The sequence below is a fragment of the Nocardia iowensis genome (assembly GCF_019222765.1).
GTDB classification, from domain to species: Bacteria; Actinomycetota; Actinomycetes; order Mycobacteriales; family Mycobacteriaceae; genus Nocardia; species Nocardia iowensis.
Window position 1 is genome coordinate 884,957 of record NZ_CP078145.1, and the last position, 16,622, is coordinate 901,578.

Consider the following 16,622-nt stretch of genomic DNA (forward strand, 5'->3'; position numbering starts at 1 on the left):
CGGCCGAGTTCGATCGCGGTGCCCGGCGGGGTGGCTCAGTGATGCTTGTCGTTGCGGCGCAGGACATGCGGGCGCAGGCGGTTGAAGCCGCGGACGCGGACGCTGCGCAGGTTCTTGATGATGAACTCCGGCTCGCCGTCGAGCGCCGCGGCGGCTTCGTCATCGATGAGTACCGTGCCGGGCCTGGCGACGCCGGTGAGCCGGGAGGCGATGTTCACCACCGAGCCGTACAGGTCGCCGAACCGCTGCAGTACCGACCCGTAGGCCACCGCGACGCGAAGTTCCGGGGTGCCGCCGACCATCATGGTCGACTCCTGGATGGCCAGTGCGATACGGGCCGCGTTGACGGCGCTGTTCGCGGCGAACATCACCTCGTCACCGACGTTCTTGACCACCCAGCCGCCGTTCTCGGTGATCGCGGCGGTGGTGGTGGATTCGAACGACTCCAGCAGCAGCGAGAGCTCGTCGGGGTGCAGGTGCCTGGTCAGCCGCGTGTAGCCGACCATGTCGGCGAAGCCGACGGCCAACTCGCGCACGGTTTCGCCCGCCGAGGTGCCCGGATCGAGGGACCGCGACAGCGCCGCGGCGAGGTGGCGGCGCCAGGCGTAGGCGTTGAGTTGTTCGAGCGTGGCGATGGTGCCCTCGGTGGCGGTGCGGATGGTTTCCTCCTGGTCCGCGTCGGGATCCGCCGCGGCGATGCGCTCGCCGAGCTCGGCGAGCACCAGATCGACCTGCCATTCCGCCAGCCGCGCCATACCCTGGCCGAGCGTGCGCGCGGTGGCCGCCTGCTGCCTGGCGTCGGCGGAGGAGAGCACGTCGAGCCGCTGGAAGTTGCGGACCGCGGCGATGTCGGCGTCGGTGTAGTCGACGGCGTCATCGTCGAGTCCGGCCGGGAAGCCGAGCGCCATCCACAGCCGCTTGGTCAGCGCCGTGGTCGTCCCGGATTGCGCGGCGACCTCGGTGCGGCTGTACTGCCGGGTCCCGTCCAGCAGATACGCCTCGACAATCGCCTGCACCAGCTCGGACTTCTCGGTGGGCACCATGTCCGTACCTTACGACCATCGCCCCGCTGTGCGCCGCAAACACCGCCCGCATTGGGTGACCTCACAGCGGGTGGTGCGGCGGTGCGGTCAGCCGAGCCGCAGCCAGTGGCCGACCGAGGGCACGCCGCGGGTGTCGACGGCGAAGACCAGGTACCAGCCGGGTGGGGCGAGGGCCGGGTTGGTCGGCAGCGTCACGGTCACCGAGCCCGGTGCGGTAGTGGTGAATTCGAGATCGATCAGGCGTTGCTCGTTGTCGCAGGAGTGGGTGCACGCGTTGGGGCGCACGAGGTGTACCTCACGCAGCGGGGCGGCGCTGGTCGCGGTGATGGTGCCGCCATAGGGTGCGGTATCGGTGGTCAGCGCTAGATCGGGCCGTCCCTGCTGGAAAAGGTAGGGCGGCCAATAGATTTCGATCCGCAGCTCCTCGTCCTTGCGGGCCGGGTTGGAGCCCGCGGTGACCACCTTGCCGTCCGGCGTGAGCAGTGCGACCGAGTGATACAGCCGTGCGATGCGGCACTTCGCGGTGTGCATCCAGGTGCTCGTTGCCGGGTCGAAGATCTCGGCGTGTGGCGGTGCGGCGTGCGCCATCTCCTCCATGCCGGAACCGCCCGTGGCGAGCACGGTCCGGTCCGGCAGGATGACCGCGCTCAAGTGCATTCTGGCGTGGTCCATCGGCGGTGCCGGCTGATAAGTGGGACCGGGCGCGCCGAGGTCGGCGATCATGGTGCCCGCCAGCGCCGGTGCGGGACTGTGGATATCGAACCCGCCGCCACCGAGGATCATCACCCGCTGCTGCTGTGCCGGGGGCAACAGCACGCTGGCGGCCTGGTTGCGCGAGCCGGGGTCGGCGAGGCCGGGGACTTCGGTCATCGTGCCGGAGAACGGATCCCAGATGGACGGCCGCACACCGTTGTTCCCGCCGTATTGGCCGCCGGTGTAGAAGAGACGGCCGTCGTCGAGCAGGACCAGGTGGCCGTACATCGGAATCGGGCCGGGAACCGGCAGTTGCGACCAGGTCTGGGTCGCGGTATCGAAGAGCTCGGGAACCACCGAAAGGAAGTTGTCGGCGCCCAAACCGGACACCGCGACAACATTGCCGTCCGGCATGGTGATGAGCGAGGGATACCAGCGGCCGAAAGCCATGTCCGGCACGGCATTCCAGGACAGTGTGCCGGGGTCGAAGATCAGCGCGTCGGGTAGCCCGTAGAACGGGTCGTAGCGTTCGGTGCCGCCCGCGGCGAGCAGCCGCCCGTCCGGCAGCATGGCCTGCCCGACACAGAACAGGTCGATCGGCGTATCCACCGGGACCAGCCCGGGATTCGGGTAATGCCAGACGCGCGTACGGAATTCGTGTGCGTTATGACGATCGGGGTCGTTGCCCGAGCCCGCGAAGAACAGCACGTCGCCGGTGTGCAGCAGGGCGGCGTGCACCGGGTTGATCTCGGTGCCGAAATCCAGGATGCGCCACAGCCCCATGTGCGCGGCATGCGCCAGATCGGTCTCCAGTTCGACCACCCGCAGGTAGCCCGCATTCTGCCCGGGGAGCGCGTCGATGGTGAACACCACCAACTCCGGCGGCGCACCCGCGTTCGGCAGCAGAACCGCTGCCGCACCTTGGTTTTCGGTGAAACCCCAATCGGGCACCTTGGCCCAGACGCTCCAGCCGTCGATCGCGTGACCGGTGCCGTCCAATCCCCAGCCGATGGTGTACACCCCGACGTTTCCCTCGACCGGATTGTCCACGGCGAACACGATCAGCTCAGGGCGTCCGTCACCGTCCAGATCCGCGACGGCGATGCCCGCACCCTGGTTCTCCCAGCCGTACCAGTCGGGCACCGCCACCCACGGCGTCCACTCGGCCACCGACCCGTCCGCCGCCAGCCCCTTCGCCAGCCGGAATTGGCCGCTGTTCTGGCCGGGCGGGTTGTCCACGGTGAGCAGGACCAGCACCGGTTGCCCGTCGAGCACGGTGAGGCAGATGTCGGCGCCCTGGTTCTCCCAGCCGTACCAGTCCGGCACCGGTAGCCACGGCGTCCAGCGGCCGGTCACCGTGCCGTCGGCGGCGAGGTCGCGCCCGATCCGGTAGTAGCCCTGGTTCTGGCCGGGCGGATTGTCGACCAGGAAGATCACCAGGTCCAGCTGTCCGTTGCCGCTGAGGTCGGCGAGCGCGACGCCCGCGCCCTGGTTCTCCCAGCCGAACCATTCCGGAACCTCTAGCCATGGCCCCCACGTGAGCACCGAACCATCGGCGGCCAGGCCGGAGCCGAGCCGGTAGAAACCCGCGTTCTGGCCCTCCGGGTTGTCCACCATGAACACCACGACATCGGTCGCGCCGTCGCCGTCGATATCCGCGACGGCGACCCCACAATCCTGGTTTTCCCAGGCAAACCACCCCGGGACCGGAACAAATTGTCCTGCCACACCTCCATGTTGATCCGTCGCGGCCGATCCGGCGAGACCATCCTTTCGTGGTCTACGGGTACGGTGCCGTAGCCCGGAGTGTGCTGACCGGGCGTATGGGTACTCGTTGACTGTGGATCACTCGAAGGCACCGCTTGTAGACGCTCTGGCCGAGTACCACCAGCTCGGCCGCTATGGCTTCACCCCGCCGGGGCACCGGCAGGGGCGAGGCACCGACCAGCGCGTTCTCGACGTACTAGGCGAGGACGCGTTCCGCTCCGATGTGCTGGCCAGTGGTGGGCTGGACGATCGACTCTCGCACGGCGGCTATCTGAAGGATGCTGAGGAGTTGATGGCCGACGCGGTCGGTGCCGACATGGCGTTCTTCTCCACCTGCGGCAGCTCACTGTCGGTGAAGGCCGCGATGATGTCGGTCGCCGACGGGAGCAAGGGTGGCTTGCTCGTCGCCAGGGACAGCCACAAATCGATCATCGCGGGACTGATTTTTTCCGGCGTGCAGCCGCACTGGATACCTCCGCGCTGGGATGTCGAGCGGCACTTCTCGCACCCGCCGTCGCCGGACCAGGTGCGCAAGGCGTGGGAGGAGCATCCGGACGCGGCGGGCGCGTTGATCGTGAGCCCCAGCCCGTACGGCACCTGCGCGGACCTAGCTGGCATTGCCGAGGTGTGCCATGAGCGTGGCAAGCCACTGATCGTCGACGAAGCGTGGGGCGCGCACCTGCCGTTCCATCCCGAATTGCCGACCTGGGCGATGGATGTCGGCGCCGACGTCTGCGTGGTCAGCGTGCACAAGATGGGCGCGGGCTTCGAGCAGGGCTCGGTCTTCCATCATCAGGGCGACCTGATCGACGCGAAACATCTCAGCTCCTGCGCCGACCTGCTGATGACGACGAGCCCGAATGTGCTGCTGTACTCCGCCATCGACGGCTGGCGCAGGCAGATGGTCGAGCAGGGACACGAATTGCTCGGCAACGCACTGCGTCTCGCCGAGCGTGCCAGGACCGATCTTGCCGCGATACCCGATATCGAGGTGATGGAGGACACGCTGCTCGGTGTCGAAGCATCGCACGACCTGGACCGAATGCAAGTACTGATGGACGTATCCGCCACCGGCGCAAGCGGTTTCCAGGTCGCGGACTGGCTGCGGGAAAACCGGCGCATCGATATGGGGCTGTCCGATCACCGCCGGATCCTTGCGACCTTGTCTTTCGCCGACGACAAGGCCACGATCGACGCACTGGTCGATGCGCTCGCCGCGTGGCGGGACCAGCACGAGGGGCACACGGCTCCCGAATTTCGGCCGCCCGCCCCCGCGGAGTTGCAGCTGGAGACCGTGATGCTGCCGAGGGACGCCTTCTTCGGGGCGATCGACACGGTGCCCTTCGCCGAGTCCGCCGGTCGGATCGCCGCCGAACAGGTCACCCCGTACCCGCCCGGGATACCGGTGATCCTGCCCGGCGAGCTGATCGACGACGCGGTGATCGAGTACCTGCGCTCGGGCATCGACGGCGGGATGAACGTCCCTGATCCGGCGGATTCCGAATTGAAGACCATCCGCGTCGTCGCTCGCTGAGCTCCGCTCGGGTCGCCGCGACCAGATGTGCTGGCCGCCGCGGCCGAGTGCGCGGCGATCGAGCGGGGCTCGCCACCGTGACGGGCGTTTACGTTGCGGCAATCACCTTCCCGGACAACGAGTCAGACCGGTATAGGCGTGGAACCTGTGTTCTGCCAGACGGTTCCGCGGCGTTCGTAGGCGAGCAGCTTCTCGACGGCGTGCGCGATGCGTGGCCCCAGTTCGCGTTCCAGCAGATACAGCCCGACGTCCAGACCGGAGGTGACTCCGGCACCGCAGATCAGGTCGCCGTCGTCGACAACCCTGGCATCCACCGCGAGCGCGCCCGTGGCCGCGAGCGCATCCATGCCCAACGGATGGGTCGTCGTGGGGCGGCCGGTGAGCAAACCGGCCAGCGCCAGTACCAGCGAGCCGCCGCAGACGCTGACCATGGTCAGCCCCGGTCGGTCCATCGCTTCCTTCAGCAGTGCGGGCAGGCCGGTATCCAGCGTGCGGGCGAGCACGGTCAGGACGCTGTCGTCCCCGTAGTCGTCCGAGCTGGTCGGCATGCGTCCCATCGCGCCGGGCACGATGATCATGTCCGCGCGCTGCGGGTCCAGCGCCCCGGTGGCCCGCAGCGATACCGGAGGCACCCCGCTCGGCACTTCCCGCGCGCCCTCCGCGGCGACCAGTTCGACCTCGAGCAATCCGCCGGTAACCAGGCCACCTGCGCCGAGCACCTCATACGGTGCGATCACATCCATCGGATCGAACCCGTCGAACAGCACGACTGTGCGAGCATCGAAATCTCCTTCTATCAGGGTGATTCGACGCTAAGCGGTGCGCGGAGCCGGAAGAAGTGGCTCGACAGCCAGCTTCCAACGGGTTCTCGCCAGGCTGACCTACCCCTGGGCCGGAGTTGCCTTGATGCGTCCCAGGAATGCGTCGACGGCGGACCACATCTGGGGATTGAGCTGGGTGTGCGTACCGGTGCCCGCGACGGTCTGGAAGTCGACACCGTTGGCGGCGAACTGCGCGGCCAGGGCCGCGTGCAGCGGCGACGGGACCGTCGTGTCGGTGACGTTGAGCAGCAACAGGATCGGTGCGTCGTAGCCGCTGGTCGGCACGGTCAGGTAGGACTCGTATGCCGCGCGAACGCGGTTGTCGGACAGCGGCTTCGACAGCAGCTCGCCGATGCCGAGACCGGCCACCCGAGCTTCGATCTCCGGCTTGCACATGGTGCCGATATCGTCGAGCAACGTCCGCCCCACCGGGCTCAGATACTGGTCGAAATCGATATCGGGACGCGCCGTGCGCAGTCCGGCGAAGATCATCGACACGAAGCCGAGCGTTTCCGCCGTATCGGGCACGGTCGGAATGCTTGGCCCCGCAATGGGAAGCACCTTTTCGACGTCCGACTCCGGGTCGATCGCCACGGTGCCGCGGAAGTCGAGCTCAGGGGCATAGCTGGCCTGCAGGTGACCGGTGCCCAGCGCCGCCTGCCCGCCCTGCGAGGGGCCGAGCACAGCCCAGGTCCGCGACAGCTCCGGTCGCGCGGAGCGAGCGGCGCGCACCAGGTCGAGGGTGGCGGTCGCCTCGGTCTTCAGCTCCAGGTAAGGGTGCGGCCCGGTATCGAAAAGCCCGAGTCCGAGATAGTCGGGAGCCACCACGGCGAAGCCCTGCGAGACCAGATGCCGCATGATGCCGTCTTCCTCGGCATGCCAATGCGTGTCCGGCGCGGTGCTGGGATCGGATTTGCCGCCACACCCACGGCCGAGTCCGGTCGTCCCGTGATCGAAAGCGATGATCGGCCAGCCGCCGGGCGGCGGCGTGCCCGCCGGGACGAACATCGCCCCGCTGGCTTGCCGCGGCGTCCCGTCCGACCCCGCCATCCAGTAGCTGACCACCGACCCGCCGGACATGCCATGCCATCCGTCGGCCTGCGGCTCCACCGAGATCAGCATCCCCGGAGTTTCGGCCACCGCGGGAGCGGCCTGCAGCCCGAGCGCGACGCTCGCGGTGACCGTGGCCACGGTCACCGCACCTTTCCAACCACGAATAACGCGCATCGAAGAACCTCTCCTTCGTGCTGGACGCTCGTCCAGTTGAAGAGCAGCCTAAGTCGGTTGTTCAGCTACCACATCGATCGACGGCGAACTGTAAGCAAACCCACGGTACCCCCGAGCCGCGACGGATTCGGTTACCGGGGAACGTCCAGCGCTATCGCAGCTGCCCGGAGTGCGTCGGCTAGACAGGCTGCCGCGTCGGACAGCGCGGACGGCAGATGGGCGAGCAGGAGTCGTCGTTGCTCCTGCGGACCGCCGCGGACCGGCAGGACTCGCACCCCGGGCGGTGCCGCGGCGGCAAGGATGGCGGGGATAGTGGTCAATCCGCAACCCGCGGCGACCAATTGGAGCTTGGCCAGCCAGTCGCGAGCGGTATGGGCGATGTCGGGCCGCTCGTCCAGGCCGGGCCAGACGCCCATCAGCGTGTCGTCGTTGGTGGTGGGCCCAGCGATCCAGCGCCGACCGCGCAGATCCGCGACGTCGATGTAGTCGCCGCGAGCGAGCGGATGGGCGGCAGGCACGGCCAGATACAGGCTGCGCTCGGTGAGGGTGCGCAGAATAAGTGCGGGCGACTCGGTGTCCGGCGGTCGGAACGGCGGTGTGGAACCGAGTAGTGCCAGGTCGAGGCTGCCCGCGCGGAGGGCCCGAACCAATGCGGGTGTGCTGCCTTCCCGGCTGACGACGGTGACTTCGGGATGGTTCTGGCGCAGCGCCGCGATGGCCTTCGGCAGCAGGACGCCGCCCGCGCTCGGGAACCAGCCCACTCGTACCGTCGCGACCTGTGCGGGCAGTCCGGACAACTCGCGTGCCGTCACGTCGATCTGGTCGAGTACGGCGGTGGCCCGCCGCAGCACGAGATGCCCTGCCGCCGTGACCCTTACGCCGTCGCGGCGACGTTCCAGCAGTTCCGCGCCTGCCAGCCGTTCGAGCGACGCGATCTGCCGTGAGACGGCGGACTGGGTGTAGCCCAGTGAGTTCGCCGCGGCGGTGAAGGTGCCCTGCTCGGCCACCGCACGGAAGACCCGCAGTGCCGTGAGCGAGACATCGGTGAAGTCCATGACTTCTACGCATAGCAGGTGTGCCCAACTTTCGTTGGACTCATGGATACCGCGTTCCTAGTTTGGAGTCATGAACGTGGCACGCATTGCCCTGGTGACCGGGGCGAATCAAGGTTTGGGCCGAGCGCTGGCCGAGGGGCTCGCCGCCCGAATGGACCCCGCCGATCTGGTGTTGCTCACCGGTCGCAATGCCGAGCGAGTCGCCGCCGCGGCGGCCGAGGTCGCCGAGGCCCCGGACACGCGCAGTCAGGTGCGGGGGCGCGTGCTGAATGTCGCCGATACCGGCAGCATCGTCGCACTCGCCGCCGAACTGCGGGAAAGCCATGGCGGAGTGGACATTGTGCTCTCCAACGCCATTACCCGGCTCACCCCGGATCGCCCCCAATCCGAGCAGGCCGACGAATTCATCGACGTCTCAAACATCGCCACCCATACGATCCTGCGCGCCTTCGGTCCGATCCTGCGTCCCGGCGGGCGACTGATCGTCGTGGCCAGCACGCTGGGCGCGCTCGGCCATCTACCGGAGCGGCTGCGTCCGCTGTTCGACGGCGCCACCCTCGACCAGGTCGAGTACGCCGTCGAATCCTGGCGCAGCGCAATCCATTCGGAGACGACAACGGAGGCGGGCTGGCCGCGCTGGCTGAACGTGCCCTCGAAGGTGGCCCAGGTCGCCGCGGTGCGCGCGGTGGCGGCCGAGCGCCGCGACCGTGACTCGGTTACCGGCACCCTGGTCGCCGCGGTCTGCCCCGGCATGGTCGACACCGCGACCTCCCGCCCATGGTTCAGCGACTTCCGCCATGCCCAGACTCCGGCCGCGGCGGCGCGGGCCGTGCTCGACCTGGTGCTGACCCGGGTGTCGATCCGAGGCTGTATGGCGAACTGGTCCGCTTCGGCAAGGTTGTGCCATGGCATTCCGGCACGCCGCCGGTCGAGCAGGATCGGCTGCTCACTTCATGAATTGGGCTGTGGTGCCTGCTTGTTGCCGATGCGCTGTGGCGGCTTCCGGCTTGCCGAGGGCGGTGGCGAGTTCGGCGAGGTAGTGGGCGACCGGTTCGAGGGTGACCAGACCGCTGCCCGCTCCGGCGAGTTCGGTTGCGGCGGGCAGCAATTGGTCGTAGCAGCGCCGCATCATCGGTTCGTCGCCGAGGGCTCGGGCGGCTCGGGCGGTGAGGCAGGTGCGGAGTTCGAGCAGTAGGTCTCGTGGTGAGTCGGGGATGGCCCGCAATGCCTCGGCGGCTTCCTCTCGAAGGCCGTTGTCCAACAGAATGATCGGGCGCACCCATGGTTCATACGGCCCCCATTCCGCGGTCGCGGCGTCATTGCTCGGCAGACCGTGCCGCAGCCGCAGGCAGAGCAGGGCCAAGGGAAGCAATCCCCGTTCGACACCGGGCATACCGCTGCCAGCGAGGGACGCGGCCGCGGCGCGGTAAGCGGCCTCCGCTTGGTGCGGGCTGCCGGTGATCGCGGTGCGCAGGGCGGCGTACCAGTGATTGAAGACGCCGACCATCGGTAACTCGTATTCGGTGGCCAACTGGTCCGCCGCGGCAGCGTGGGCGTCCGCTGAGGCGATATCAGCTGTCGCGCAAGCTGTTTGAATACCGATGAGGTGACCGAGGACCTCGAAGGTGACCAGCCGGTGTTGCCGCCCGAGCGCGATGAGTTCGCCGCCGATACGGGCACGTTCCGCACTGAGACCGGCCCGGTGAAACATGTGCATGAAGCGGCCGTTGAGCGCGAACGCCAGCAGCGCTGGGTCGCCGAGTTCCCGAGCGATCGCCTCCGCTTCCTCGGCCGCCCGCAGGCCGCGGTCGTCCGCCGCGCCGCGCAGTTCCAGGGCAATTGTCGTGCACAACCGCGCACGCAGCGCACGGCACTCGGCGGGCAGGGCGGCGAGGGTGCGTTCCGCAGCCGCGATGACGTGGCGGGACAGCTCCGGGTCGTCGTTGGTTGTCCATACCGCGGGGACATCGAAAGCGCTGATGACCTGCGCGGCGAGCATCGGATCGACCCACTGCCCGGCCTGCGTGACGGCTAGTCGGCGGTAATGGCGGGCCTCGCCGAGCGCACCCGTCACCGCCAACCCGCGCGCGAGTCCCGTGGTCGCCTCGAGTTGCGCGGCCGGGTCGGGTTCGGGCATCCGGTCGAAGGCATCGAGTGCCGCACGCCACTGCCGCACCGCCTCGGCGAGGGCGAATCCCCGCTCGGCCTCGACCGCAGCGGCGCTGGCGTACCGGGCAGCCGGTGCCGCGGTGGTACGGCTGTGTGCGCGGACGAAGTGATGTGCCAGCACTGAAACGGGTGCCGTGCCGGTCTTTTCGAGCAATGCACCGATCGTGCCGTGCCACCGGGCTCGGCGCGGTCCACTGATGTCGTGGTACACGGTGTCGCGTACCAACGCGTGGGTGAAGCGCAGCAGCCCGTCTGGTAGTTCGGTGAACAGCCCTGCGGCCAGCGAGGTTTCGAGACTGTCGAGCGCGCGGCTCTCGTCGCCGACGAGGTCGATGAGGATCTCCCGATCGACGTCTTCGCCGAGCACGGCCGCCTGCTGCACCACCGTCTGCGCGGGTTGCGGCAGCATGGCCATGCGATGCCGGATGACCTCGCGGACACCCGCCGGGACGGCATCGATGGCGACGGCGCCTTCGTCGCGCAGCAGCCGGGCCAGCTCGCGAACGAAGAACGGATTACCGTTGCTGCGCCGGTGAATTCGGTGCACGGTGGGCTCGGCGATATCCGGTCCGGCGATCTCGCGTACCAGGGCGGCGGTGTCGGTCTCGGACAGTCCGCTCAGATACACGCGAACCGGTTCGGCGCGCGCCATCTTGCCAAGCGCGGCAGTCAGTTCGGTGCTGATCTCGGTGCTGCGGTACGTCGCCACGATCAGCACCGGGCCTGCGATACCGCCGGTGACCAGCGCGGCGAGTAGGTCCAGGGTTTCCGCGCCCGCATTGTGGATGTCGTCGAAGACCAGCAGGACCGGCGTGCGTTGCGACACCGACCCGAGGTATTCGGCTGCGGCACGATGAAATAGGAACCGGGCTTCGGCCGGATCTGGGCTCGCTGCCGTGGGAGGGTGGCCCGCTGGACCCGCAGGTTGACCTTCAGGATCGGCCGCGGTGGTCAGCGTCGCGAGGATGCTGGTCCATGCCCAGCCGGGTGGGACACCGACATCCGATGGGCTTTCGCCGCGCGCGGCGGTCCAGCCGCTGTCGGTCAGTGCAAATGAAATCTCCTGGGCCAGAGCGCTTTTACCGGCTCCGGCTTCCCCCGCCAATAGTGCTAATCGTGCGTGACCATGCCGAGCGGCGTCCTCGGCGGCGTGTCGCAGCGCGGCGAATTCCAACCGCCGGCCGACGAAACCGCCTCCGCGCGGCGATGTTCGGGCGGCTGGAGCGAGCAGATGCGGCGCGTGGGCCAGGATGTCCGCCTCCACGCGCTGGAGCTCGGGACCCGGGTCTGCGCCCAATTCGGTGCGCAAGAGGTCGCGGATGCGGCGCAGCGCGGCCAGGGCGTCGCTCTGTCTGCCGGATCGGTAGAGCGCTACCGCGAGCAATTGCCAGGCGTGTTCGCGCAAAGGGTGCTCGGCGAGCAAGGTATTCAGTACCGGCACGGCTTCGGCGGCCCGCGCGAGGTCGATCAGCGCGGCGGCGCGCTGCTCGACGGCCGTTAGCCGCAGCCCGTCGAGCCGGTCGACTTCGGCACGCGCCCAGCCTTGTTCGGCGAATTCCGCGTAGGCCGGGCCTTGCCACAGCGGCAGCGCCGCATCGATGGTCGTCAGTGCGCGGTCGAACCGCCCGGCGGCCAGCAGTTCGGCGGTGTGCTCGACGGCGGTGGCGAACCGGTCCGCGTCCACCGCATCCGGCTCGGTGCGCAGTGCGTATCCGGGCGGGACGGTCACCAGCACCGCGGCGGGAGTGCGCGGTGGGCGATCGGGCTCGAGCACCCGCCGCAGATCGGCGACGAACGTCTGAATCGCGCCCACCGCGCCGCGCGGCGGGCGCTCCCACAGGTCGTCGATCACCTGGTCCACCGAGACCATGCGCCCCCGCGCGACCAGCAACCGCGCGAGCACCGCGCGGTGCCGCGGCCCCTTCAGCGGCAGCGATTTCCCGGCACGCTCGGCGCCGATCGGCCCGAGGACACCGAAGCTCAGCTGCGCCACACGACCAGTCCGATCCCTTCGATCGAGGCAGCCGACGTACTCAGTCGCTGCTGATTCGTTGCTGAGTGCACGAGAAAAGACTGGTCGGCGTCACCAGCGAACACCGGAAGGACACCTCATGACCCCGAAGATTACCGGATTCACCTACCAGCGGATCGCCGTCGCCGACCAGATCGAACTCAATGTCGCCGTCGGCGGCTCGGGCAGTCCGGTCGTGCTGTTGCACGGTTTCCCGCAGACCCACCTGATGTGGCGCCACGTCGCGGCCGACCTCGCCGCCGACCACACCGTTATCTGCCCCGACCTGCGCGGTTACGGCGACAGCGACAAGCCGGTCGAGACCGATGGCAGCGGTTACTCGAAGCGCACCATGGCCGCCGATGTCGTCGCCGTCGCCCGCGCCCTCGGACACGAGCGCTTCGCGCTGGCCGGACACGACCGCGGCGCCCTGGTCGCCATCCGCGCCGGTCTCGACCATCCCGATGCCGTCACTCACCTCGCCTCGCTCGACGTGCTGCCCACCCTCGACATGTGGGACGTGCTGCACGGCGTCACGGCCGCGGTCGGCTTCCACCTGTACCTGATGGCGCAGCCGCCGGGGTTGCCAGAACAACTGATCGGCGCCGCCCCCGACGCGTTCTTCGGACACTTCCTCGACATCTGGACCCGCGACCCCGACTCGATCCCGCCCGAGATCCGCGCTGCTTACCTGCGCGCCTGCGCCGCCGCGGTGCCAAGCATCGTCGCCGACTACCGCGCCTCGGCGGGCATCGACATCGAGCACGACCGCCTCGACCGCGCCGCGGGCAATCACCTGCGCATGCCCGTCACTGTCCTGCAACAGGATTGGGGCGCGGCCCTCGGCTTCGACGCCGAAACACTGTGGCGCGCATGGGCTCCCGACCTGAAGCACACCACCGTCGGCTGCGGGCACTTCATGGCCGAAGAAGCCCCCGCCACCGTCACCGCGGCCCTGCGCGAGCTGCTCGGCCGCTGACGATCAGTGCTGCCAGAAGTCGGCGAAATTCTGCGCCCAGGCCCGTGCTTGGGTGATCTGGGTTTCGGTGATCTGGGTGCCAGGCCCCGGATCGTTCATGACATTGTCCGGCAGGTCGCTGTGCCCGCCGGAATTCGTGATCAGATGACCGATCTCGTGGGCGATCGTGGCGAACCGGTCCGACGCGCCCGCGGCGATGCCGATGCAATTGTTGCCGAGCAGGGCCTCGCCGATCTGCGGCGCGTCGGGCGGCGCGATCCGATGCATGAAGATCACCTTCAGCACCCGCTTGTCCGAAATGTGCTGGGGGTGCTCGTTCAGGGTGGTGTTGTTCTCCCGCAGGCGCACGTCGTTCACGCCCGGTGCGGGTCCCGGCGCGGCGTGTTCATTGTCGGTCTTGATGTCGATGTAGTTGACCAGCCGGAACCTGATGCGCGCCTTGCCCCAGATGCTGTCGGGTGACACCCAGCCCAGGTGGCGGTAGAGGCCCTCGTTGTCGGGCACGGGCCAGTGATCCCAGGCGCGTTCGGCGAACTTCAGTTCACCGGTACTGCCGTCGACACTCTTGAAGTTGGTGGTGGGACTGATGATCGGGACCTGGTCCCACAGCGCCATCTGGCTGGCCGCCGAAATCTCTTGCACTGGAATCTGATCGGAGAAGAACCGGGCGACCTCGACCGGGACGAGGAGCACGTCCGGATCCAAAGCGATGCGCGCCTTTTCGGCCGTGTTGGCGGCGAAGCCGTTCTTGGGTGCCCGGACGAGCAGCTTGACGTCGACCGGGCGATAGCCGACTCGAATGCGGGACAGCAGCTTCACCTCTGAACCGTTAGCGCCGCTGAAGTTTCCGACCGTGGCGGGCCAAGCGTGTGCGCCTTCGCTCAACGACCCGGCGCGGATCGGTCGCGGGCCTGCCTCCGCTTCGCCGTTGCTGACCGAGAGTTCGGTGTCGCCGTGGGTGAATCGCCACCCGTTCCCGATGCGGACGAGTTCCTGCGGCACCATGCCGCTCGCGGCTTCGGAGTGCACATCGATCAGCTTGGTCGTGACCTCGACCTGTGGGTTGTCGGTATCGACGAAGGTGATCCCGTTGTCGGTCTTCACCGCGCCCTCGACGACGAGCATGAACGTCTGCAGCGGCGGCGTCGGCTGGTTCTGTGGTTTCGTCAGGGTCTGGAAGCTGGTGTTCTGCTCCCCGTACCTGTTGTTGAAACCTTCCAGGATCGCCGCCTGCAGGACAGCGAAGTTGACGTCGTCGATGCTGCGTGGCGACGGATTGCCCGGCGAGTGTTCGTAATTGAACACGATGACGTCGAGGAAGACCGGACGGCGCAGCATGCGACCGTCCAGCAGTTTCAGCAACGCGGCAGCAAGCGCCGGGTACGGGGTGAACTCGGCATTGCCGAGAAAGTCGAGGAGGACGGGTTCCGGAAGGCTGAAATCCACCCCGACATGGTCGAGGGCGCGGATCACGGCTGCGGGTTCATTGTCATTCGGCATGATGATCGTTCTTTACTTCGAATTTTTCCGGTGTCGGGCCGGCTGAAAGCCGATCGTCGCACCGCCCACCCACCAGCGCGCGAGTACTCAGCTACCTGCTTCGCCACCCACCCACGCCCTACCTACCGCGTGTGCCGCCCAGCCCGGCAACCCATTGCGCCGAACACTCAGACCAACTAGAGACGCATGCCCCGGCGAAGAGGTGGTAGTTCCCTGCCGAGGGCGCAGCCCATACCGCGCCTCCGAAGTTGATTACCGAAGTTCAGTGCCCACGGGCAGAGGAGATCGATCATGAGGTCCACAATTCGCCGCCCCGCCAGCGGCCTATACCGACTCGCAGCAGGTACAGCACTCGCCACCGCTCTAATCGCAGGCGCCACCGCCCAAGCCACCGCAGACCCAATGATGAGCGACCTGGAAATAGCCCGCCAAGCCCTAGCCGGAGCCACCGTCCAATCGGTAGAACTGGACACCGCAGACGGCACCCCCCAATGGGAAGTAGACATCCGCACCCGAGACGGCGCCGTCTACGAGGTCCAAGTAGACGCAAACACCGGCACAGTCCTGTCCATCGAACCCGACCAAACCTGACGCCCCGCCCAGCCTCTGCCGCAGCGGCCCATCAGCCGTTGCGGCAGAGCCACTCCCGCATCCCGCTGACCCGCGGAGAAAATGTGCCCTCGGCAGGATTCGAACCTGCGACACCCGCTTTAGGAGAGCGGTGCTCTATCCCCTGAGCTACGAGGGCTGACCTGGTGGCATCGATGATGCCTGGTGGGACGTCGGGGAGTCTACCGGGTGGAGGGCGGCGGGGCCGAAACGGATTGGCGGGATCGATGGGATGTGGGGGTGGTGACGGGGGAGTGGGGGCGTTGATCAGGAAGGTTTGGTGGCTACGGCGATGATGTAGTCGGCCCAGGGGCCCCAGAGGGTGAGGCCGGGGCGGCTGAAGGCGAGGCGGAGGGCGGGGTTTACGCGGCGCATGTCGGGGTCGCGGAGGCGCTTGGTGAGGTAGTTGGCGAGGGGGGCGTAGACATCGCGGCGGATCGAGTAGGTGAGTACGTCGTGGAAGCCGGTGTCGGTCAGTGCCTGCCGGTAGTGGTGGATGTCGAAGTAGTCGCGCTCGTGCCGGGTGCGGGGGAGTCGGCGGAGGTTGGGGTGGTCGGACAGTTGGACGATGGCTTTCGAGGCGCGGTTCGTTCGCGGCACGATGTCGGCGGTGACGAGCTTGCCGCCGGGCTGTAGCACCCGGTGGGCCTCGGCGAAAAACTTTGTGTACGAAGGGAAGTGGAAGGCCGATTCGAGTGCGGTCACCTTGGTGCACGACTCGTTCTCGCGCGGCAGGTCGATCGCGGAGCCGTATTCGTAGCGGATGCGGTGGGCGAGGCCGAGTTCGGCGGCGCGCCTGCTGGCGATCTCGATCTGTTCGACCGCGATGTTGACGCCGATGATCTGCTTCGGCTGGAACTCCTCGGCCCACAGAAAGTCCTGATCGCCGTAGCCGAATCCGACATCGAGCTGGATGTCGTCGGGCCCGAGCTCCGCCTCCCGGGCCACCAGCCGCGCGAGGTCCTTGCTCGCCTCGTCGAGGGTGGCCGGATGGTCGCGCCAGTAGCCGAGATTGATGAACAGCGAGTCCTCGCCGAACAGGTTCTGCGGCCCGACTACGTCGTAGACCCGGCCCACCCGCTCGCCCGACGGCAGGAGCGGCACCTTCGCCCACTCATAGCATTCTTTGGCCCAGCGCCGCGATCGGTGGCGCAAGTCCTCGACCGGAATGTCGGCAGTGGTCAGCGTCATGAGGCCTCCAGCGCTCGGGCTCG

The 16,622-nt window shown here is 68.0% G+C and carries 11 protein-coding genes, 1 tRNA gene and 1 pseudogene; 4 read left to right on the plus strand and 9 right to left on the minus strand.

Going from position 1 to position 16,622, the window contains the following annotated elements:
- Window positions 1-35: 35 nt before the first annotated feature.
- Window positions 36-1,043: an adenylate/guanylate cyclase domain-containing protein gene (locus KV110_RS04195; protein ID WP_218473601.1), complete on the minus strand. Its 1,008-nt coding sequence runs from the start codon at window positions 1,041-1,043 to the stop codon at window positions 36-38.
- Window positions 1,044-1,130: 87 nt separating this feature from the next.
- The gene (locus KV110_RS04200; protein ID WP_218473603.1) at window positions 1,131-3,464 is read right to left on the minus strand and encodes a galactose oxidase-like domain-containing protein; all 2,334 of its coding nucleotides are present in this window, start codon (window positions 3,462-3,464) and stop codon (window positions 1,131-1,133) included.
- Between the two features lie 112 nt (window positions 3,465-3,576).
- Here KV110_RS04200 and KV110_RS04205 point away from each other — a divergent pair, with 112 nt between their 5' ends.
- Window positions 3,577-5,037, plus strand: coding sequence for an aminotransferase class I/II-fold pyridoxal phosphate-dependent enzyme (locus KV110_RS04205; protein WP_218473605.1), 1,461 nt, complete (start codon window positions 3,577-3,579; stop codon window positions 5,035-5,037).
- Between the two features lie 122 nt (window positions 5,038-5,159).
- Here the strand turns inward: KV110_RS04205 and KV110_RS04210 are convergent, their stop codons facing one another.
- The 3 genes from KV110_RS04210 to KV110_RS04220 all read right to left on the minus strand — a co-directional run bounded on the left by KV110_RS04210 (window position 5,160) and on the right by KV110_RS04220 (window position 8,140).
- On the minus strand, window positions 5,160-5,834 hold the full coding sequence (locus KV110_RS04210; protein WP_281427812.1) for a DJ-1/PfpI family protein: 675 nt from the start codon (window positions 5,832-5,834) through the stop codon (window positions 5,160-5,162).
- A gap of 84 nt (window positions 5,835-5,918) precedes the next feature.
- Window positions 5,919-7,085 carry a lipase family protein gene (locus tag KV110_RS04215; protein ID WP_218473608.1) on the minus strand — a complete coding sequence of 389 codons (1,167 nt, stop codon included), beginning with the start codon at window positions 7,083-7,085 and terminating at the stop codon, window positions 5,919-5,921.
- Window positions 7,086-7,216: 131 nt separating this feature from the next.
- Entirely contained in the window at window positions 7,217-8,140 is a 924-nt protein-coding gene (locus KV110_RS04220) for a LysR family transcriptional regulator (RefSeq protein ID WP_218473610.1), read from the minus strand.
- 70 nt (window positions 8,141-8,210) lie between these two features.
- Here KV110_RS04220 and KV110_RS41320 point away from each other — a divergent pair, with 70 nt between their 5' ends.
- A complete protein-coding gene (locus tag KV110_RS41320) occupies window positions 8,211-9,335 on the plus strand; it encodes an SDR family NAD(P)-dependent oxidoreductase (protein WP_246634341.1) in 1,125 nt (374 codons plus the stop codon).
- A gap of 1,692 nt (window positions 9,336-11,027) precedes the next feature.
- Here the strand turns inward: KV110_RS41320 and KV110_RS41325 are convergent.
- A pseudogene (locus KV110_RS41325) lies at window positions 11,028-12,302 on the minus strand (AfsR/SARP family transcriptional regulator); the annotation flags it as partial.
- A gap of 118 nt (window positions 12,303-12,420) precedes the next feature.
- On the opposite strand from KV110_RS41325, the gene KV110_RS04230 reads away from it, so the two are divergent.
- On the plus strand, window positions 12,421-13,299 hold the full coding sequence (locus tag KV110_RS04230) for an alpha/beta fold hydrolase (protein ID WP_218473613.1): 879 nt from the start codon (window positions 12,421-12,423) through the stop codon (window positions 13,297-13,299).
- Between the two features lie 3 nt (window positions 13,300-13,302).
- On the opposite strand, the gene KV110_RS04235 is transcribed toward KV110_RS04230, so the two are convergent.
- On the minus strand, window positions 13,303-14,799 hold the full coding sequence (locus KV110_RS04235; RefSeq protein WP_218473615.1) for a hypothetical protein: 1,497 nt from the start codon (window positions 14,797-14,799) through the stop codon (window positions 13,303-13,305).
- A 291-nt stretch (window positions 14,800-15,090) separates the two neighbouring features.
- Here KV110_RS04235 and KV110_RS04240 point away from each other — a divergent pair, with 291 nt between their 5' ends.
- Window positions 15,091-15,390, plus strand: coding sequence for a PepSY domain-containing protein (locus KV110_RS04240; RefSeq protein WP_218473616.1), 300 nt, complete (start codon window positions 15,091-15,093; stop codon window positions 15,388-15,390).
- Window positions 15,391-15,474: 84 nt separating this feature from the next.
- Here KV110_RS04240 and KV110_RS04245 read toward each other — a convergent pair.
- Window positions 15,475-15,547: transfer RNA gene (locus KV110_RS04245), tRNA-Arg, on the minus strand.
- Window positions 15,548-15,675: 128 nt separating this feature from the next.
- Complete coding sequence (locus KV110_RS04250; protein WP_218473618.1) at window positions 15,676-16,599, minus strand: SAM-dependent methyltransferase; 924 nt, start codon at window positions 16,597-16,599, stop codon at window positions 15,676-15,678.
- Between the last annotated feature and the right edge of the window lie 23 nt (window positions 16,600-16,622).